Origin of the sequence: Pseudoalteromonas sp. P1-13-1a (assembly GCF_001401875.1) — a bacterium.
Lineage (GTDB): Bacteria > Pseudomonadota > Gammaproteobacteria > Enterobacterales > Alteromonadaceae > Pseudoalteromonas.
In genome coordinates this window covers 1-16,684 of the sequence record NZ_LKDV01000014.1, presented here as the reverse complement: position 1 = coordinate 16,684, position 16,684 = coordinate 1, and the positions used below count along the sequence as shown (strand labels likewise).

The window sequence follows — 16,684 nt, the reverse complement described above, 5'->3', positions numbered from 1 at the left end:
AATCAAAGCTTTTCATTTAATCGCTTAATGACGGAATTTAAGCAATAAATACAAACGGAATAAAAACCAACATGACTCAAATTACTCTCCAACAATTAGAATCTTTCCTATGGGAAACTGCCGATATTTTACGTGGCAACATGGATGCTTCAGAATTTAAAGATTACATATTCGGGATGATGTTTTTAAAACGTCTTTCAGACTCGTTTGATGAAGCACAAGAAACCGTAATCCAGCATTATTTATCCACCGGTAAAACAGAGGCACAAGCAAAAGAGCTATCGCAAGATGAAGACGAATACGACAGCACCTTTTATATCCCTGAAAACGCGCGTTGGAGCGTTTTAAAGGACTTAAAGCACGACATAGGTGCAATGCTTAATAAAGCGACAGAAGCCATTGAGGAGCACAACAGCTCGCTTGAAGGCGTGTTAGTAAGCATCGATTTTAATATAAAAAACAAACTGTCTGATGCCAAACTACGTGACTTGCTCTCTCACTTTAGTAAACACCGCTTGCGTAACAGTGATTTTGAACGTCCTGATTTATTAGGTACGGCTTACGAGTACTTAATTAAAATGTTTGCTGATTCGTCTGGTAAAAAAGGCGGCGAATTTTATACTCCAAGCGAGGTGGTGCAATTACTTGTATCACTATTAGAGCCAAAAGCGGGTATGCGTGTATACGACCCTACGGCAGGCTCTGGCGGCATGTTGGTGCAAACACGTAATTACTTAGCGTCTCACGGTCAAAACCCATCAAACTTATCCCTTGCTGGGCAAGAGATGAACCTAAATACGTGGGCTATTTGTAAAATGAATATGTTTTTACATGGCGTATTTAGTGCCGATATTCGTAAAGGCGATACTCTACGAGACCCACAACATACTGAGCAGGGTCAACTCATGACCTTCGACCGCGTTATTGCAAACCCACCATTCAGTTTAAAAAAGTGGGGCAAAGAAGAATGTGATAACGACGGCTATGGGCGCTTTCCATACGGTACACCACCAAAAGACGCGGGCGATTTAGCGTTTGTACAACACATGATTGCCTCATTAAACGATGAAGGCATGGCAGGCATTGTCATGCCACATGGTGTGTTATTTCGTGGTTCAAGTGAAAAAGCAGTTCGCCAAGGCATACTAGAAGACGATTTATTAGAAGCTGTTGTAGGCCTACCATCAGGCTTATTTTACGGCACGGGTATACCTGCCTGTTTATTAATTATTAATAAAAACAAAATCGCGATACGTAAAAACAAAGTGTTATTTATTAACTCAGAACTAGAGTTTGAAGAAGGTAAAAACCAAAATAAACTACGCCCACAAGACATTAAAAAAATAATAGCTACATTTCATGATTATCAAGATATAAAACGTTACGCCAAAGTAGTCGATATTAGCGAAATTAAAGAAAACGACTTTAACTTAAACATTAGGCGCTACGCAGATACCTCACCACCACCTGAGATATTCGACGTACGCGCCATACTGCACGGCGGTATACCAGTACGCGAAGTTGAAAGTGAATACATTCGTGAAGAAATACTACAAGACTTTGACGTAACAAAGGTATTCGATAAGCGCGATGAAAACTACTTTATATTTAAACCAGAGCTTACTTCTAAAGAACTAATTAGAGCTTTTATTGCTGAGAATATTGGCGATGAAGTTGAAGCAGCTGTAATTACTCAACTAGAGCGTTGGTGGGATAAATACCAATTATCGTTATTTGAGCTAGATGAACAAGTGACTAGCGCAGAAGTTGAAATGAAAGGTTACCTAAAGGAATTAGGTTATGAGTAATGCTATTTTTCAACCTTTTGGTGAGCTACCTATTGACTGGAAATATGGGTTAGTTGAAAAAAATGTTAATTATTTGACCGGACCTGCTTTTGACAGTGATAAATTTAACACAGAAGGCCGTGGCGTAAGGTTAGTTCGAGGAATAAATCTAACTAAAGGGGCTACCCGCTGGCAATCAGAAAAAACAAAGTATTGGGACTCGGATCTAGAGAAGTTAATCAAGTATGAATTGATTGAGAATGATATTTTAATAGGTATGGATGGTTCATTAGTCGGAAAAAACTACGCTTACTTAAGAAGCGTTGATTTGCCTGCATTGCTAGTTCAGCGAGTAGCAAGGTTGAGAACTAAAGAATACTTTAGTTCGAAATTTTTATATTTTTTGTTTGGTACTGATGAATGGTTAACATACGTTGAAACTGTAAAAACAAGCTCTGGTATACCCCATATTTCGAATGGAGATATCAAGGCATTCCATATCCCAACCCCCCCATTCCCTGAACAACAAAAAATAGCCAAAATTCTAACTTCTGTTGATGAAGTAATTGAAAAAACACAAGCGCAAATTAATAAGTTAAAAGATCTAAAAACAGGCATGATGCAAGAGTTGCTGACCAACGGCATCGGACACACCGAATTTAAAGGCTCACCCGTTGGCAGAATCCCTGCTGAGTGGGAGATTAAAAAGTTTGGTGATATTACTCTTGAGCATAAACAGGGTTATTACTCTAAAGATAAATATACTCTTGATGGTACTTATCTAATTAGAATAACAGATATGCAAAACCCTTTTATTTCTTTTGCTGAAATGCCTAAGATGCTAATTTCAGAAAAGGACAAAAAAGCATACAAGGTCCTAAACGGTGATTTTCTCTTTGCTAGAAGTGGTGCTATTGGTCGCTACGGAATTTTTGATTCAAACAATGAGGCCACTTTTGCGTCGTATTTAATTAGGTTTCGATTTGATTTAGAAATGATATTGAATGAATTTGTAGGTTTTTGGTACGAATCTGATGTTTGTCAAAAACAGTTAGGTACTATTACTCAAGGTAGCTCTAATATAAATATTAATGCGCAAAATATTAAAGAACTACGGATACCTATCCCAGCGCTAAATGAGCAGAAAAAAATCACTCAAGCGATTTTATCTATTGTAAAAAAAATAAATTTCGCGAAGTTGAAGTTGAATAGCTTAAAAAATCAGAAGAAAGCCCTAATGCAAGATTTACTCACCGGCAAAGTACGCGTCAAGGTAGATAGTGAATAGCAATAAAACAGTCAAGGACGACAATTAATGAATACCACTGATATTAAGAAATTCAAAGGTAATGACATCGTTTTAGATCAGTTTCATCAAGATTTAAAAAACACGGCGGATGAAAATAATAAAGTTAAATTTATACAGCAGGTGTCGCCGTCTTTTTATTTACCGCCAGTAAGCAAGGTATTCGCTTTAGTTGGCTTTATTAAAAACCAAAAGCAGTTGTTTGAGTATTTTGAAACGTCTTACCGAACGCCTTTAAAGCTATCGGAGAGTAGTCGATATGATTTATTTAATAAAGGAGTTGGTTTAAGGAGTATTGGCAAAATAGTTGATTGGCTTAAATTAATTCCCTTTCCTTTGGAAAAGCTATTAAACAAAAGACTATTAGTTAAAACTAGACGCAGTGATCAGGCCGGCTCTAATGCAAGTGAGTGGTATTCTGCGCTTAATGGGTATAAATGTAGCTCATTTTACGATAGCGAAGTTAATGAAAATGAATACGATTTATTAGTTAACTTTATTGAGCGGCGTTGTAATTCAGAAGTGGCTTTTTTATTGGATATTAAAAAAGAGATTAAAGCGGGTAAATTAAAACCGGACGACGTAGAGGCCGCATGGAATGCTCAGTATTCTTTATGGGGAGACAACCCACATATACCTAAAGGCACTATTAAAGAGCTAGCTAATTTAGCATTGCTACACTCTCAAAAAAAGAAATTAAGCGAGGAGCAAAAGCTTACTTTTTTGGAAGGCTATTTTTACTTAATTTTTGATTTTTACCTAGAAGCAATAACACACTATGAAATTGGTTACCGTTTAGCATTAGGTGCAAACATGGATAAAGTTAAAAACGAAATCGGTATGATTTCAGGTGCAATATACTTGTACGCAACTGATGAAAATATAAAAACCTGCTTTGCAGGTATGCTAAAAATGTTAAAAGATACACTATCAAAGTTAATGGGAGAGGTAAGCTACAGGAAGCTTGCAAGCTTTATTGAAATAGAAAAAGTCGATTCGGAACAGCCAGATGACCCATTAGAAAGCAGGCACTATAATCAGCTTAAAGACTGGCGCAAAGGTATTAATTTACCTAGTAATAAAAAGCTAATTGCTTTTATCAGCAATTTAAATTTATTTGCTGAAGAGTCTAGCAATGATTTAATTTTTGATATGTGTAAAGTAGTTATGGCAGTCGATAAGTTAATTGCTGAAAAGCTTACTGAGGCAAAAAATGAAACCGCTACTCAAGAAGAGATAGAAGTAATAATAAAAAAGGTACTTGCTAATATCCCTAGTTATTACAGAGCTAATTTAAAGACCAAGATCGAGAACAGCAACCAGTAACATAATTGATCTAAGTTACTGGTTGATAGCTTCGCTGGTAGTCCATATTGATTAAAGGCATATTTACTGGTGCTACCACTCGTAAGGAAATTAAGCTTAGATAACTCAATAAAGAGGTATTCACTAAGTAATCTTTGTATCTAGGTTAAGTTAATTCTCAATTTAGAAACGTAAAAAGCATTGTAATCAATAGCATCTGCGAGTAAATTATTAATAATAAGATTACCAAAATGCGCACACTATATTTTTACTAGAAGCTTTATAACAAGGGGTAACTTTCAGTAATGCGCTGCCTTAATTTATCTAGGGCAAGACAATGTATAAATTTTGGGAGAAAATTTAGGGCAGCACGCACTGCGGAGCAGAGTCTTAGCGACATTAACAGTAAAACGGAGGTGGCGCCTATGGAAAAACAACTGCAACTAACCGGATTTAAATCCGCCCTGGTCATCCTCGGATGGCTCGCATTTTTTAGCTCTTACTTGTTCCCTGAGTCCATACTTATAGCAATTAGTCTTCAAACTGTCGCCAGGGTTCTGCCCTAAATTATCTCTTATTTTATTCTGTAAAATTAACAACGTATTTTTAGTACTAGACTCATTACCACTTTTCGATCGTTTTTAATCAAGGTAGCTCTCAGGTTTATGAATAAAACATTGATAGAATCAAGTAAAACCACTATGTATCATGGGGAATTTACAGACCGTAAAAAAGAGTTCCAAGAAGCATGTAAGTGGTTATCTGAAGAAATGGGATTCCCATACAAAAGCACTAGAATCGGAGATTACGAAAGGCTGTTAAAAACGTTTTTTAATTCAGGAGCTAAAGTACCTACAGACGGTGCTCTGATCAATGATTTTTATCTGTTCATGCAAGCCGCAACTGAAGCTTGCCAGATAATTCGGTTATGGAATACATTTAAAGACAAAGAGCACGAAGGATTAAAAGGCCGTATTCAGCATGTAATGTCTGGTAAAAGTATGCGTGCAGAGGCAATCAAAAAGAATAAAAGGGGGCAAAATGATGACCCTGCAAGAGATTTTGCATTTGAGTTAAATATTGCCTCTAGATTTCTCAAAGGCGGTTATGAAGTTGACTTAACAGATGATTGTGATGTAGTTGTCACCATTGACAAACACAAACTGTATGTAGAATGTAAACGATTAAAATCTCTACAAAAATTAGGGCATCGTATAAAAAAAGCTTCTAGTCAGATCGATACACGTATTGGTGGAAATCGCAAAAACAAGTTTGGCTTGATAGCTCTGGACGTAACTGATGTCATTTTACCTGAGGGGACTGTGACAGCAACTAGTGATGTGCGTTTGTATGATATGGATATACAAAAAGCAATCACAGGCTTCGCTATAGAGCAACAGGATATTTCAACAAAAAATACGGGACGTAATGTTGCAGGAATTCTATTCGAATTTAGTTCAAGTGCTTTCCTTTCTCAAGAAGAAAAAGAACCTGTTTTAGGTTTTGGTCGTGCCGCATGCATGTATAGGCAAGCAAATCAAAATAAAAAATCATTAGCACTTGTTACAGGTTTTATAGATAAAATTGCAAATCAAAACCTATAGATTTAATCAATTCATCGAATGTTTCCACCATCCGTTTCAAGCATATAACTGCCAGATTTTATTAAACGATTAATCAAATCTGACAGTTCAAGCTAAGACTCAATGACTTTATTCATCATCTAGTTGTTCTTGCCAGTCATCTGGGCGTTCATCTTCACCACGGCTTTGCCAATAAGCATCGTTTTCAGGGTCTAGCTGGCGCGAGTAGTTGTCTAAATCATGTTGTTCCATAATTATATTACTCCGTTATTTTTGTTTTTTGCTGCCGCGCGCTGTGCTTTTGCTGCAAAGCTGCCTTTTTCAATTTTACCACCATTCGCTTTTGCTTCTTGGCTTGTAATTCTGCGGGCTGCGTCAGTTGTCATTGGGGTTTTGTTTGTGCTCATGTGCACACTCCTTATATAGTTAATGATTATTAGCAGAAGCCTCTGCTAACGAAATGGATTATGCATTGATAAAAATCGCCCAAAAAGGGGGGGAAACTGTCCAAAATCATTTTTTATTAAAATAGCTATTAATTTTTATAAGTAGCTTTAATATAAGGGGATATTAGCTATATCAAATTTTATAAGTATTTATAACGAGTAAACGCACTGAGAAAAGTATGAATCAGGATGAATTAAATAAGGTAGAACTTCCGGCAATAGCGCAGTTACAGCAACTGGGTTGGAAGTACATTAATGGATTAAACCTTTCTCCAGAGGCGGGGGTTAGGCCTTATAACCGTGATGTTGTGCTTGTAGGGCAATTAAACGCGGCCATAAAGCGCATTAACCCGTGGATAAGTGATGAGAACTTAAAAAAAGTATCACGCGAAGTCACTCACCCTTTATTTGCTGGTTTAATGGAATATAACCATGCCTTTTACAAAACGTTGGTGAGCTACCAATCAGTAGAGCAAGATTTAGGTAAAGGCCGTAAAGGACAAACTGTTAAAATTATTGATTTTGATAATATAGATAACAATGAGTTTGTTTGTACTAATCAGTTTAAGGTTGAGGGTGTTAACCAAAATATAATCCCAGATATTGTGTGTTTTGTTAATGGTATTCCGCTTGCGGTTATTGAGTGTAAATCCCCTTATATAACAAGCCCCATGAGCGATGGGATTAACCAGTTAAGACGGTATGCTAACTTACGCCACCCCAACGATGACGAAGGCGCTGAGAAGCTATTTTGGTATAACCAACTTATGGTATCTACCTGTAGAGACCAAGCTAAAGTAGGTACTATTAGCTCAAGCTCTCAGCACTATGGTGACTGGAAAGACGCTTACCCGTTTACAGATAAAGAACTTATTGTAGAAAATGGCACTGAAGGTGTTACTGCACAACAGCGTTTATTAGCCGGCATGTTTAACCGAGAAGGTTTTTTAGACCTATTACAAAACTTTGTTATTTACGAAACAGTTGACGGCCGTTTAATTAAAAAAGTTGCACGTTATCAGCAATACAGAGCCGTAAATAAAGTAATTGAACGCCTTAAAAATGGTGAAACCCGTAGAGATAAATCGGGCGTAGTTTGGCATACACAAGGCTCTGGTAAGTCACTTACAATGGTTATGCTTGCAGTTAAAATGCGAAGAGACGCAGAGCTTCAGCAATACAAGCTTGTATTTGTTACTGACCGAACTCAATTAGACGAGCAGCTTTCATCTACGTTCAGAGACGCACAAGGCGAAACGGTTTATAACGCATCATCGGTTGCTAAACTAAGAGAGCTTTTGAAAAAAGATTCATCTGATTTAGTAACTGCAATGGTACAAAAATTTCAGGAAGCTGAAAAAGAAGCTGCTAACGGCGACCCCGATAAAACATTTACAGATTTAAACACCAGCGAAAAAATTATAGTACTTGCCGATGAGGCACACCGTACACAATTTGGCGGGTTAGCAATGGTGATTAATGCAGCTTTACCTAATGCACCTAAAATTGGCTTTACGGGAACACCCCTGCTTAAAACTCAAAAAATGGGGCAAGCGTTTGGTGGGTATATTGACCAATATAAAATTAATGAAGCGGTTGAAGATGGCGCTACAGTAAGAATACTTTACGAAGGCAGAGAGGTAATAACTGATGTGTCGGGTAAGTCTCTCGATAAGCTTTTTGAAGAGTACTTTGGTGATTATACTAAAGAAGAACAACGCGAAATTAAGAAGAAATATGGTGTTGAGCGAGCTGTACGTGAAGCCCCCGCACGCATTCGATGGGTATGTATAGATTTACTTAAGCATTACCGGGAGCACATTCAGCCAGATGGCTTTAAAGCTATGATAGTAACGGGTAGCCGCCATGCCGCTGCGCTTTATAAAAGAACCCTAGATGAGTTAGGTGCTCCACCATCTGAAGTGATTATTTCAGGCGATCATAATGATGAAGCTTACATATCGCAGTACACAGATAAAGTTAAACAAAAAAAAGCGATTGATGACTTTCCCAAGCCATTAAATGAAAACCCGACTGCGTTTTTAATTGTTAAAGATATGCTATTAACGGGCTTTGACGCGCCAATAGCACAAGTAATGTATATAGACCGCAAACTACAAGACCATACTTTAATGCAGGCTATAGCGCGCGTTAACAGAACATATAAAGGTAAAACCTGTGGCTTTGTGGTTGACTACTATGGGCTTTCGCAGCATTTAACCGATGCGCTGGATATGTTTACCAGCGATGATGTAGACGGTACTTTTCAGTCATTAAAAGATGAAATTCCTAAACTAAAAGCCGCCCATACTGTTGCTATGAGCTTTTTTAAAGGTGTACTTGTAAATGGCAAACCAAGTACTGACGTTGATGACTATGTACTGGTTTTAAAAGACGAAACGATAAGATCGCAATTTGAAATGGCGTTTAAGCGTTTTGCTAAACAGATGAACGTTATTTTACCTGATAAGGCCGCGTCTCCTTTTATTAAAGATTTAACCTTTTTAGGTAAAGTGCTGAATGCAGCAAGGGTACGTTACCGTGAAGAAGGGCTTGATTTATCGGGCGTTGGCGAAAAGGTAAGGCAGCTAGTTGATGAGCACATTATTAGCACTGGAGTTGACCCTAAAATACCACCAGTAGATTTATTAGCTGCCAACTTTAAAGATAAACTTAAAGAAGTTAAGTCAACCGAATCAAAAGCCTCAGAAGTTGAAAGTGCTATTAAGCACCACATTACCGTGAACCTTGAAGAAGACCCTGAATACTATAAATCACTAAGCTTAAGGTTGAGAGATATAATAGTGAAGAATGCAGGCAACTGGGAACGCCAGTTAGAGTTGCTACTGGATATGGTTGATAACATTGAGAGCGAACATCAAAAAGCAGCTCAGGATATTGGTTTATCAGAAACCGAATACGCCTTTTATAATATTTTAACCGCTGAAGTATCGCAGGTAGCTGAGAATAAAGGCGGCTATGTTATTGATGAAACTGTGATGGAAGAAGTAAAAGCGACAACACAAACATTGGTTAATACCTTTGACGAAGCGACTCAAATTGTTGATTTTTTCAATAAGCAAGACGAAGTAAAACGAATGAAAAAAGAGATTAAACGCGCCATTATCGACCAATCTTTTGGTGAGCCAAGCTTAGTTAAAGTAGTACAGGAGCGCTTTATGGAACTAGGAAAAACCAAGTTTGATAAGCGTTAATTTATGACTAAGTCTTTAGCAGAAGAAAGCACACAAGAGTACTTAGAAAGTAATGGGTTTACCGCCCTTATAAAACGTACCAATCGCACTAAAACAGCTTCTATAACTGTTGAAAGCGGTGAAGTATGCGTTGTGGTGCCCCATGCTTTGGACAATGAAAGAATAATTAAGCTACTCAAAGATAAAAGGCAGTGGATAAAAGAAAAAATAGCCCTTCATTATGAAGCTCAGCCCAAGAGCAATAAAGAGTTTGTTTCTGGCGAGTGTTTTTCATACCTTGGCCGTAATTATCGTTTAAAAGTAAATCAAGGATATTACAAACCGGCTAAACTAATTAATGGCCGTTTTAGCGTAACCTTATTTGCTGGTACTGATAACGCTGATTTAATTAAAGAGTCATTACTTGCTTGGTACGAGAAGCATGCTGAGATTAAGTTTAACGAAAAAGTTAAACGTTACGCCGACATAATGAATGTTAAATATAACTCGGTGGGTATAAAGAATTATAAAAGCCGCTGGGGTAGCTGTACTGCTGAAGGTGATATTACCTTCAATTGGAAGGTGATAATGGCTCCTAATCGCATTGTAGACTATGTAGTGGTGCATGAGCTTTGCCATTTAATACACCATGACCACTCTCCAAAGTTTTGGCGCGAAGTAGAGCGCTTTATGCCTGATTATTTAGAGTGTAAAGAGTGGTTAAAGCACAATGGTGCAAGGTTAGAACTCTAAGGTGGTTTACTTAGTTCCTAATATAAAAAATTTTATACGCTGTAAGTACTTAATTTAAATATACAAAGAGATATAGTAACTATGAAACACAAACCAGAGGGCTGGGTAGTTTTAATATATCAATCAGCTGACGATGTAACGCGGTATGCCATTTTTTGCTCTTGGAAGGGTAATGATATTTGGAGAGTAAGCTCTGGCTCTAAGGCTTTACCTGATTTATCACCATGCGGAAAATACTGGATTTGGCCTCAAAAATCAGGCTCAATCTATGAACTGCCAATTGATGGGGAAAATGGTTACACATTTTATACCGGCGCAGTTTTAGATAACTTATTAGCAAATGGGTATAGCGACGGAACGAAAGTTAAGCGTATCGCTTTGAATGATATTTTGAATGTAGGCTAAGCCTGAGTTAGTACACAAGATTTTGTAATAGATTTATATTATCAACGTTAGCTTTTAGTGCATTCATTTATTAGCTTTTAGTGCATTCATTTATTAGCTTTTACCTGTGCTTACTTAAAGTTTTTAAATATGTGACGTTATGCAAAGCCCATTATCTTCAAAAGTAAAAAAATAGACTGAAGAATCCGTATTGAATCCAACTCAAATGACTAATGTACTAAACATAATACCTACTATTAAAAATAATTTTTTATACATAAACTTCAAGTAAATATATTAAGTCAAAACCATTGCTCTTCACTTTGGGTATCACATTAGTGAACGTGTGCTCTTGGCACTGAGCTCAACTTCGGCAAAGTGCGAGAAACAGGCGGTAGCTCAAGCACGTTTTTGGACAAAAACAATTTAGAGTCGTTGGACGGCTATGTGCCAGAAGCAAAGGATGGTTTATCAAATTTGAACGTCGGCTATCCAGTGATAAACAGCCGTTTATATGACTCAATTGGGTAAGCTAGAAGCGTACCCAACATTTTGATAGGCAAAATGTTGGGACTTACTTCGTTGGAATCAATCTACACAGGCTAAACGCTAAAGTGCTAGACTTTCGCCAATCACTGTTAAATTAAGTCTCTATTTTTCTTATCATTTTTTAAATTTATAGCTAAAGGTGATAAGCCAGATGTTTGATATTTATAGGATACATAATTCGCGATTCTACTTTCATGTGTAGACATTATAATTTGATAACCCTTAAACTCTTCCCTCAACAATTGAATAAATGATGCCATATTTATGTCATCCATACTTTGAATTGGGTCATCAATTAATAACGTTTTTAACCCTGTAGGAAACACTTTATTCATCGCCAGCATAAAAGCAATAATCACTCCAGCTAGTTGGCCTGAACTCATTGTACTCCAAGCGTCATGTTCAGATCCGATACTTGAACAAAAACGATAATAACCATTATTGTTCAATTTATCAGGTGCTTCCAAAATAACACCACTCGCCGGCATCCCTGATTCAAGTCTTGTTTGTAAGATTTTACTGCTAATATTGTAAAAAGGTATTTGAATTTTTTTGGCTATCTCTTTTTCATATCGAGTAATATTAGTTTTATATATTTTATGCCCGTCATTTAATGCGTTTAGTATATTTTTATAGTTTGATATACCTGTGTCATACTCTGTTATTTCATCTGTTAACTTACTGTATTGATTGTTATTTAATAGTTTAATTTGATTTTCTAAGTACTGAATATCGTTAGTAACATTTTCTAATGAAAAAGGCCAATCATTAACTTCTGTACTCGCATCTACACCAATATCATCTAATTTAGCTTTAATTGGCTCAAATTCGTCCCCAACTTTGACTGAAAGCTTACTGTCTAAAGTTTCCAACAGAGTCTTAATTTCAGTATATTTTTCTTCTACAGAATAATCTGCAGAGAATAAGCTAGGGCAAGCGTGTTCACTGTATTGCGGGAGGTGTTCATCGAACCAACTTTTAAGTTTTATAATCTCATCAAATCGATCTTTACTAACCTGACGGGTTCTCAATATTTCTTTGTAGTTATCATTAAAATGGCTGTATTTAGCAAAGCGATCTTTACTTCGTTGGATAGAAGGTGAAATTAACTCATCTATAAGCTTGTTATAAGCTAGCTCTAGCTTTTTACTTGAATCTGTTTGTAATTTTTCAAAAGCTACCTTTTGTTCTTTATATGCTTTATTAAGTTCGATTAAATCGTCATATGGTTGCCCGCATAATGGACAATCGATACCTTCTTTATTATCCGAATGTTCAATGATCTCTTCTTCTTCGCGGCAATATTTATTTAACTTTTTAATTAGCGTTTCACTGGAATTGGTTATGCTAGTTAAAAGTTTCTCGGTTGTGCTTTGAGTATTTACAAGAGTTTCATAGCTATTGATATCAGCTTTGTTTACTTCGTATAATTTTTTGAAATGTTTTTGTATTTTATTCAATAAAACATCTGTAATCTCAATTTCTTTAGTAATATCTAAATTTTTTAGTTCACTATAATCTGCACATTTTTCAACAGTCTTAGTAATCCACAGGATATGTTTGCTTAGTGATTCAATGCGGGTATAGCCTACGTTTTTACTATCCGCGATATTACTAAAAAGAAGCAGGTTTTTTATTGAATTTTTATTCTCTGCTTCAAGCTGTTTTTTAACCTCGTGTCGCTGTTTAATAAGTGACCAAACATTACCCCCGCCATCACTTAATATCTTTTTGCATTCCTCAAGCGCGGCTTTATATTTTTCGAGTTCTGCAATCGTTTTTGTATCTAGCTGTTCTATTGTATTTCCAGATAAGCTAATCTCATCATATGCACCCTCTTCAGTTCGAAGTTCTTCACGTTCTGCTGTTTTATCGCTTTTTTTTGTTTCCAAGTCTGTTTTTTTAGCTAAAACTAAATTTTTTAATTTTTCTAATTTCTCGAACGCGTTTTTTTCATCACCGATACCAAAGAGGTGATCTATTTGATTAAATCTTGATTTTTCATCAAGTTTAAGAAAATGCAAAGTTTCTTCTTGCTGAATGTAATTGAATACAGTAAACATTTTATTTAATTCTTTAAAATTTAACGCTTCCTGTAATTCTTCAATTATATTCCCATTTCCTTCTCCAATTTCAATAGATATATCGTCAACATTATCTGGCCAGCTCTTTAAGATTCCGCGATAAATATGATTAGCCCATTCTTTATTTTTTCCTTTTTTAGCTTCTATGTAAGTGCCGATAATCAATGAGTTATTATTAGAGATTAATTCTAAAACCACGAAAGCCGGAGCTCCGTCGACTCCATTAGTTGATATCAACATATTTTTATTTCGTTGCTTGGTATCAATTATTTTAGAATCTTTAAACCGACTGACAGTACCTGTGAAGGCTATTTCAATTGCATCAAATATTGTTGTTTTACCAAATCCATTTGGGCCATCTAAAATAATTAAATCTTTATTTTCGAAGTTATATGAAAATTCTTCCGTGTAGGATTTGAAGTTTTTAACAAGCAATCGGCCAATTCTATAATTACCCATTGAACCCATTTCCTTTTAAATTAGTTAGCAGTGCTTCTGCATCTAAGTAGGCATCGGACTCTTCCATTTTTGACGCATATTTCATTGCTACTACATAAATTTCCTCTAGGTTTTTATCTAAGATGGTAAATTTACTATTTTCTTCTTCGTCCGTGTCGGTGTTGATCGTAATACTGTATTTTTTTGTATTTTCCGCGATTTCATTGTCGATCATATTCTGTAAGGAATTAGATTCCGAGCTTTTTACGTTTAAATGTAAAAATGGCAACTTTTCAAAAAATTGGGCGCATCCTGCATAATCAGAGTCTTCGTTTGTCTTGCTCATGAATTGTTTAAACTTTTCAGTGTCATGCATGTAATCTTGCAAATATCTAGTTATTTCAAAATCCGTTGAGCTGGAGATTTTATTTCCCAAATTATCTAAAAACTTGGTTGGGAGCAGTACAACTTGTTTTTTAAAAAAATACTCGTTTTCTTCTATTTCAGTAATTTGGGTAAGTAGGTTAGTAATATCACCAATTTTACTTGTGAATAGCAATAACGTGGTGTTTTTCTCAAAGCTATTATCTAACGCTAAAAATGGAACTCCATTTAATGGTCGCAAATCATTAACACCCGCATCAGTCATTAAGTGGGTTAAGTATGACATCAGACTGATTTGTAAATCACGATTGACTAAATTTAATTCGGATATTTGAATTTCGGCCAATAAAAAATAATCACCAACTTTATTGTTTCTAATGAGGATAAAGTCTTGTGACTGTAGAATTGTTGTGTCGTCATCAACTAAATTAAAAATACCAGCAGACAAGCCTAATTCACCTAATAATTTAGTAATGGTATTGAGAAAATCCTTATTCATTTAATTTTTCCTGTGCTAATTCATAATGAACAAAAGTAAGATCTTTGGTTGAGGTTATATGTTTTTTATCTGTTACTTCATAGCCTAGCACGTTAGGTACTTCTACAAATTTTTCAAGACGACCTGAAAATTTAGTGTTATTAGGTGAATCGATAACAATAAAGTCAGTATCTTTATTTAAATATATATATCGATCTTTAAAATCTATTTTTAAAGCTTCAATAGCCTTTCTTGTATGACGGGGGTTTGAGCGATTTACGCTAATAGTACTTGCATAAAAATACTGACCATTTTTTGGAAAAAAGAAAGAGTCCTCGTATTCCATGTTTAGATTTTCAAGAAAACTTAAATAAACTATGCTGATATCATTTTCACTTGCTATATGTTGATGATAATAATTACTTTTAGTGGAATTATTGCAAACAGGTAGGTGTGGTTTTAATGCTTTTAACAATAAAGCTAACTTCCCTTGTTTAATATATTTATCCTTAGTCGTTTTATAATGCCTATAGAGGTTTCTTCGCTCTACTAAGTTTTCTTCATCTAAAAAATCAATTTGCTTTTGGAATGCATTCTCAAAGTTTTCACGGCAAATTAGTTCCCAGTAGTGATCGTTTGATTCATCAATAATTTCCATTCTTAGGCAGGCTAAAATATTTTCGAATGGTAATTTTCGTTTTACTTTTTCACTTAGCCGTATTGTTTCATCCCGATTTAGATCTTCATGCCTCTGTGCGACATATTTATCAACAAGGTCTTTTATTGATGCAACGTAAATAGTTAATATTTCAGGAGTGATAACAAGGTTTGGATTTTGATGTTGCAAAATAGATTCAGCTAAACAAATCAATTTCTTCGTTAATTCTGCATCTTCAAGTGCTAGTTCGTAGTCGGAGTTGCTGTCAAACGAGCATATAATACTTTGATTTATAAGTGTTCTTTTTGAACCGTGTTTCAAACTGACGTTTGATTTTTTTATGTCTTTGTAATCTGATAGGTCTTTATCAGGAATGGCTATCTTTTTTGATGTATGGACGTAAACACACCCATTTAAATATTGATCTTTTATAGTTATAAAATCACCTAAGTAATTATTAACCGCAGTTACCGCATCATCATTGTAACCATCTAGGTTTGAGATTTTATTTACTATTATAAATCGGCTTTGATCGACAACGTTCTCTTCAATTAATCTACTAACTAATGTTTCAATGTATTTCTTTTTATTAAAGTCTTTGGAATTAATCTGAGCATAATAACCAATATATTTAAATAGATCATTTTCGGATATTCGACCTTGTTGTCTTGATAAAATAGTAACAATGGCGTCAATATAACTACTAAATTGATCATTATTGTAATGTTTAACTTGATGATGGCTTATATACTGGTTATTTTGGAGTATAGAAAAATCCTCCAACCATTCGAATTCAATACTATATTGCTCACAGAACTCATCTATATCTTCATTACGAAGCAATGCATCATTAATAAGCTTTAAACATACATAAAGTCCGACTTTTCCTTGATAAGAAAAACCGTTCCACGTCGCGGTTGCATCAAACAATGGACTTTTAAATTGTGTATCTTCCATTTTCTAGCTATTTCAATCCTTTTGGGTGATATGCGAGGTAGCCACATATAAAAACAATAAATTACAACAGCTTCAAATCTAATTCCATTTTATTTTGCAAATCAATTAGGCAAGCATCTATTGATCGCTAAATCTGAATTAGCTATCCGAATTCAGGCTCAGTTTTTATTCTCATATATTCAGAGGGCATATCGGCAGATATAACTTGGAAAGCTGACGTTTAAGCTTCAAAGATTAACGCCCGCCCCTCGCTCAAAGCCACCTTTAGTGCATTTACGCTAACTCACTTTGGGGCAGAAATGAGTTTGGCAACATCGCCTCTGTTAGATTCCAATCAGCACAGAAAGTACTACCTCTATAAGAACTATGCTTTAGTTC

The 16,684-nt window shown here is 35.6% G+C and carries 12 protein-coding genes; 7 read left to right on the top strand and 5 right to left on the bottom strand.

Annotation, left to right across the window (positions count from 1 at the left end; all coding sequences use genetic code 11):
- Positions 1-71: 71 nt before the first annotated feature.
- The 4 genes from AN391_RS10390 (at position 72) to AN391_RS10370 (ending at position 6,002) form a co-directional block, all read left to right on the top strand.
- The gene (locus AN391_RS10390; protein ID WP_055015346.1) at positions 72-1,808 is read left to right on the top strand and encodes a type I restriction-modification system subunit M; all 1,737 of its coding nucleotides are present in this window, start codon (positions 72-74) and stop codon (positions 1,806-1,808) included.
- The gene (locus tag AN391_RS10385; RefSeq protein ID WP_055015345.1) at positions 1,801-3,075 is read left to right on the top strand and encodes a restriction endonuclease subunit S; all 1,275 of its coding nucleotides are present in this window, start codon (positions 1,801-1,803) and stop codon (positions 3,073-3,075) included. The genes AN391_RS10390 and AN391_RS10385 overlap by 8 nt, the downstream gene beginning before the upstream one ends.
- A 27-nt stretch (positions 3,076-3,102) precedes the next feature.
- Positions 3,103-4,419: a hypothetical protein gene (locus AN391_RS10380; protein ID WP_055015344.1), complete on the top strand. Its 1,317-nt coding sequence runs from the start codon at positions 3,103-3,105 to the stop codon at positions 4,417-4,419.
- A gap of 644 nt (positions 4,420-5,063) precedes the next feature.
- Complete coding sequence (locus AN391_RS10370; RefSeq protein ID WP_055015342.1) at positions 5,064-6,002, top strand: hypothetical protein; 939 nt, start codon at positions 5,064-5,066, stop codon at positions 6,000-6,002.
- Positions 6,003-6,110: 108 nt separating this feature from the next.
- On the opposite strand, the gene AN391_RS20890 is transcribed toward AN391_RS10370, so the two are convergent.
- Entirely contained in the window at positions 6,111-6,233 is a 123-nt protein-coding gene (locus tag AN391_RS20890) for a hypothetical protein (RefSeq protein WP_257125148.1), read from the bottom strand.
- A gap of 2 nt (positions 6,234-6,235) precedes the next feature.
- Positions 6,236-6,388 (bottom strand): hypothetical protein, encoded by a 153-nt coding sequence (locus AN391_RS20550; RefSeq protein WP_152967899.1) that lies wholly within the window; start codon positions 6,386-6,388, stop codon positions 6,236-6,238.
- Positions 6,389-6,606: 218 nt separating this feature from the next.
- On the opposite strand from AN391_RS20550, the gene AN391_RS10365 reads away from it, so the two are divergent.
- From AN391_RS10365 to AN391_RS10355, 3 genes are all read left to right on the top strand, one after another.
- Positions 6,607-9,642: a type I restriction endonuclease subunit R gene (locus AN391_RS10365; RefSeq protein WP_082429324.1), complete on the top strand. Its 3,036-nt coding sequence runs from the start codon at positions 6,607-6,609 to the stop codon at positions 9,640-9,642.
- 3 nt (positions 9,643-9,645) lie between these two features.
- The gene (locus AN391_RS10360) at positions 9,646-10,374 is read left to right on the top strand and encodes a M48 family metallopeptidase (RefSeq protein ID WP_055015340.1); all 729 of its coding nucleotides are present in this window, start codon (positions 9,646-9,648) and stop codon (positions 10,372-10,374) included.
- 81 nt (positions 10,375-10,455) lie between these two features.
- Complete coding sequence (locus tag AN391_RS10355) at positions 10,456-10,779, top strand: hypothetical protein (protein ID WP_055015339.1); 324 nt, start codon at positions 10,456-10,458, stop codon at positions 10,777-10,779.
- A 617-nt stretch (positions 10,780-11,396) separates the two neighbouring features.
- Here the strand turns inward: AN391_RS10355 and AN391_RS10350 are convergent.
- The 3 genes from AN391_RS10350 to AN391_RS10340 are packed head-to-tail and all read right to left on the bottom strand — an operon-like array spanning position 11,397 to position 16,306.
- Positions 11,397-13,850 (bottom strand): AAA family ATPase, encoded by a 2,454-nt coding sequence (locus tag AN391_RS10350; protein ID WP_055015338.1) that lies wholly within the window; start codon positions 13,848-13,850, stop codon positions 11,397-11,399.
- Positions 13,843-14,712 (bottom strand): ABC-three component system middle component 1, encoded by an 870-nt coding sequence (locus AN391_RS10345; RefSeq protein WP_055015337.1) that lies wholly within the window; start codon positions 14,710-14,712, stop codon positions 13,843-13,845. The genes AN391_RS10350 and AN391_RS10345 overlap by 8 nt, the downstream gene beginning before the upstream one ends.
- Positions 14,705-16,306, bottom strand: coding sequence for a hypothetical protein (locus AN391_RS10340; protein WP_055015336.1), 1,602 nt, complete (start codon positions 16,304-16,306; stop codon positions 14,705-14,707). The genes AN391_RS10345 and AN391_RS10340 overlap by 8 nt, the downstream gene beginning before the upstream one ends.
- Positions 16,307-16,684: the final 378 nt, after the last annotated feature.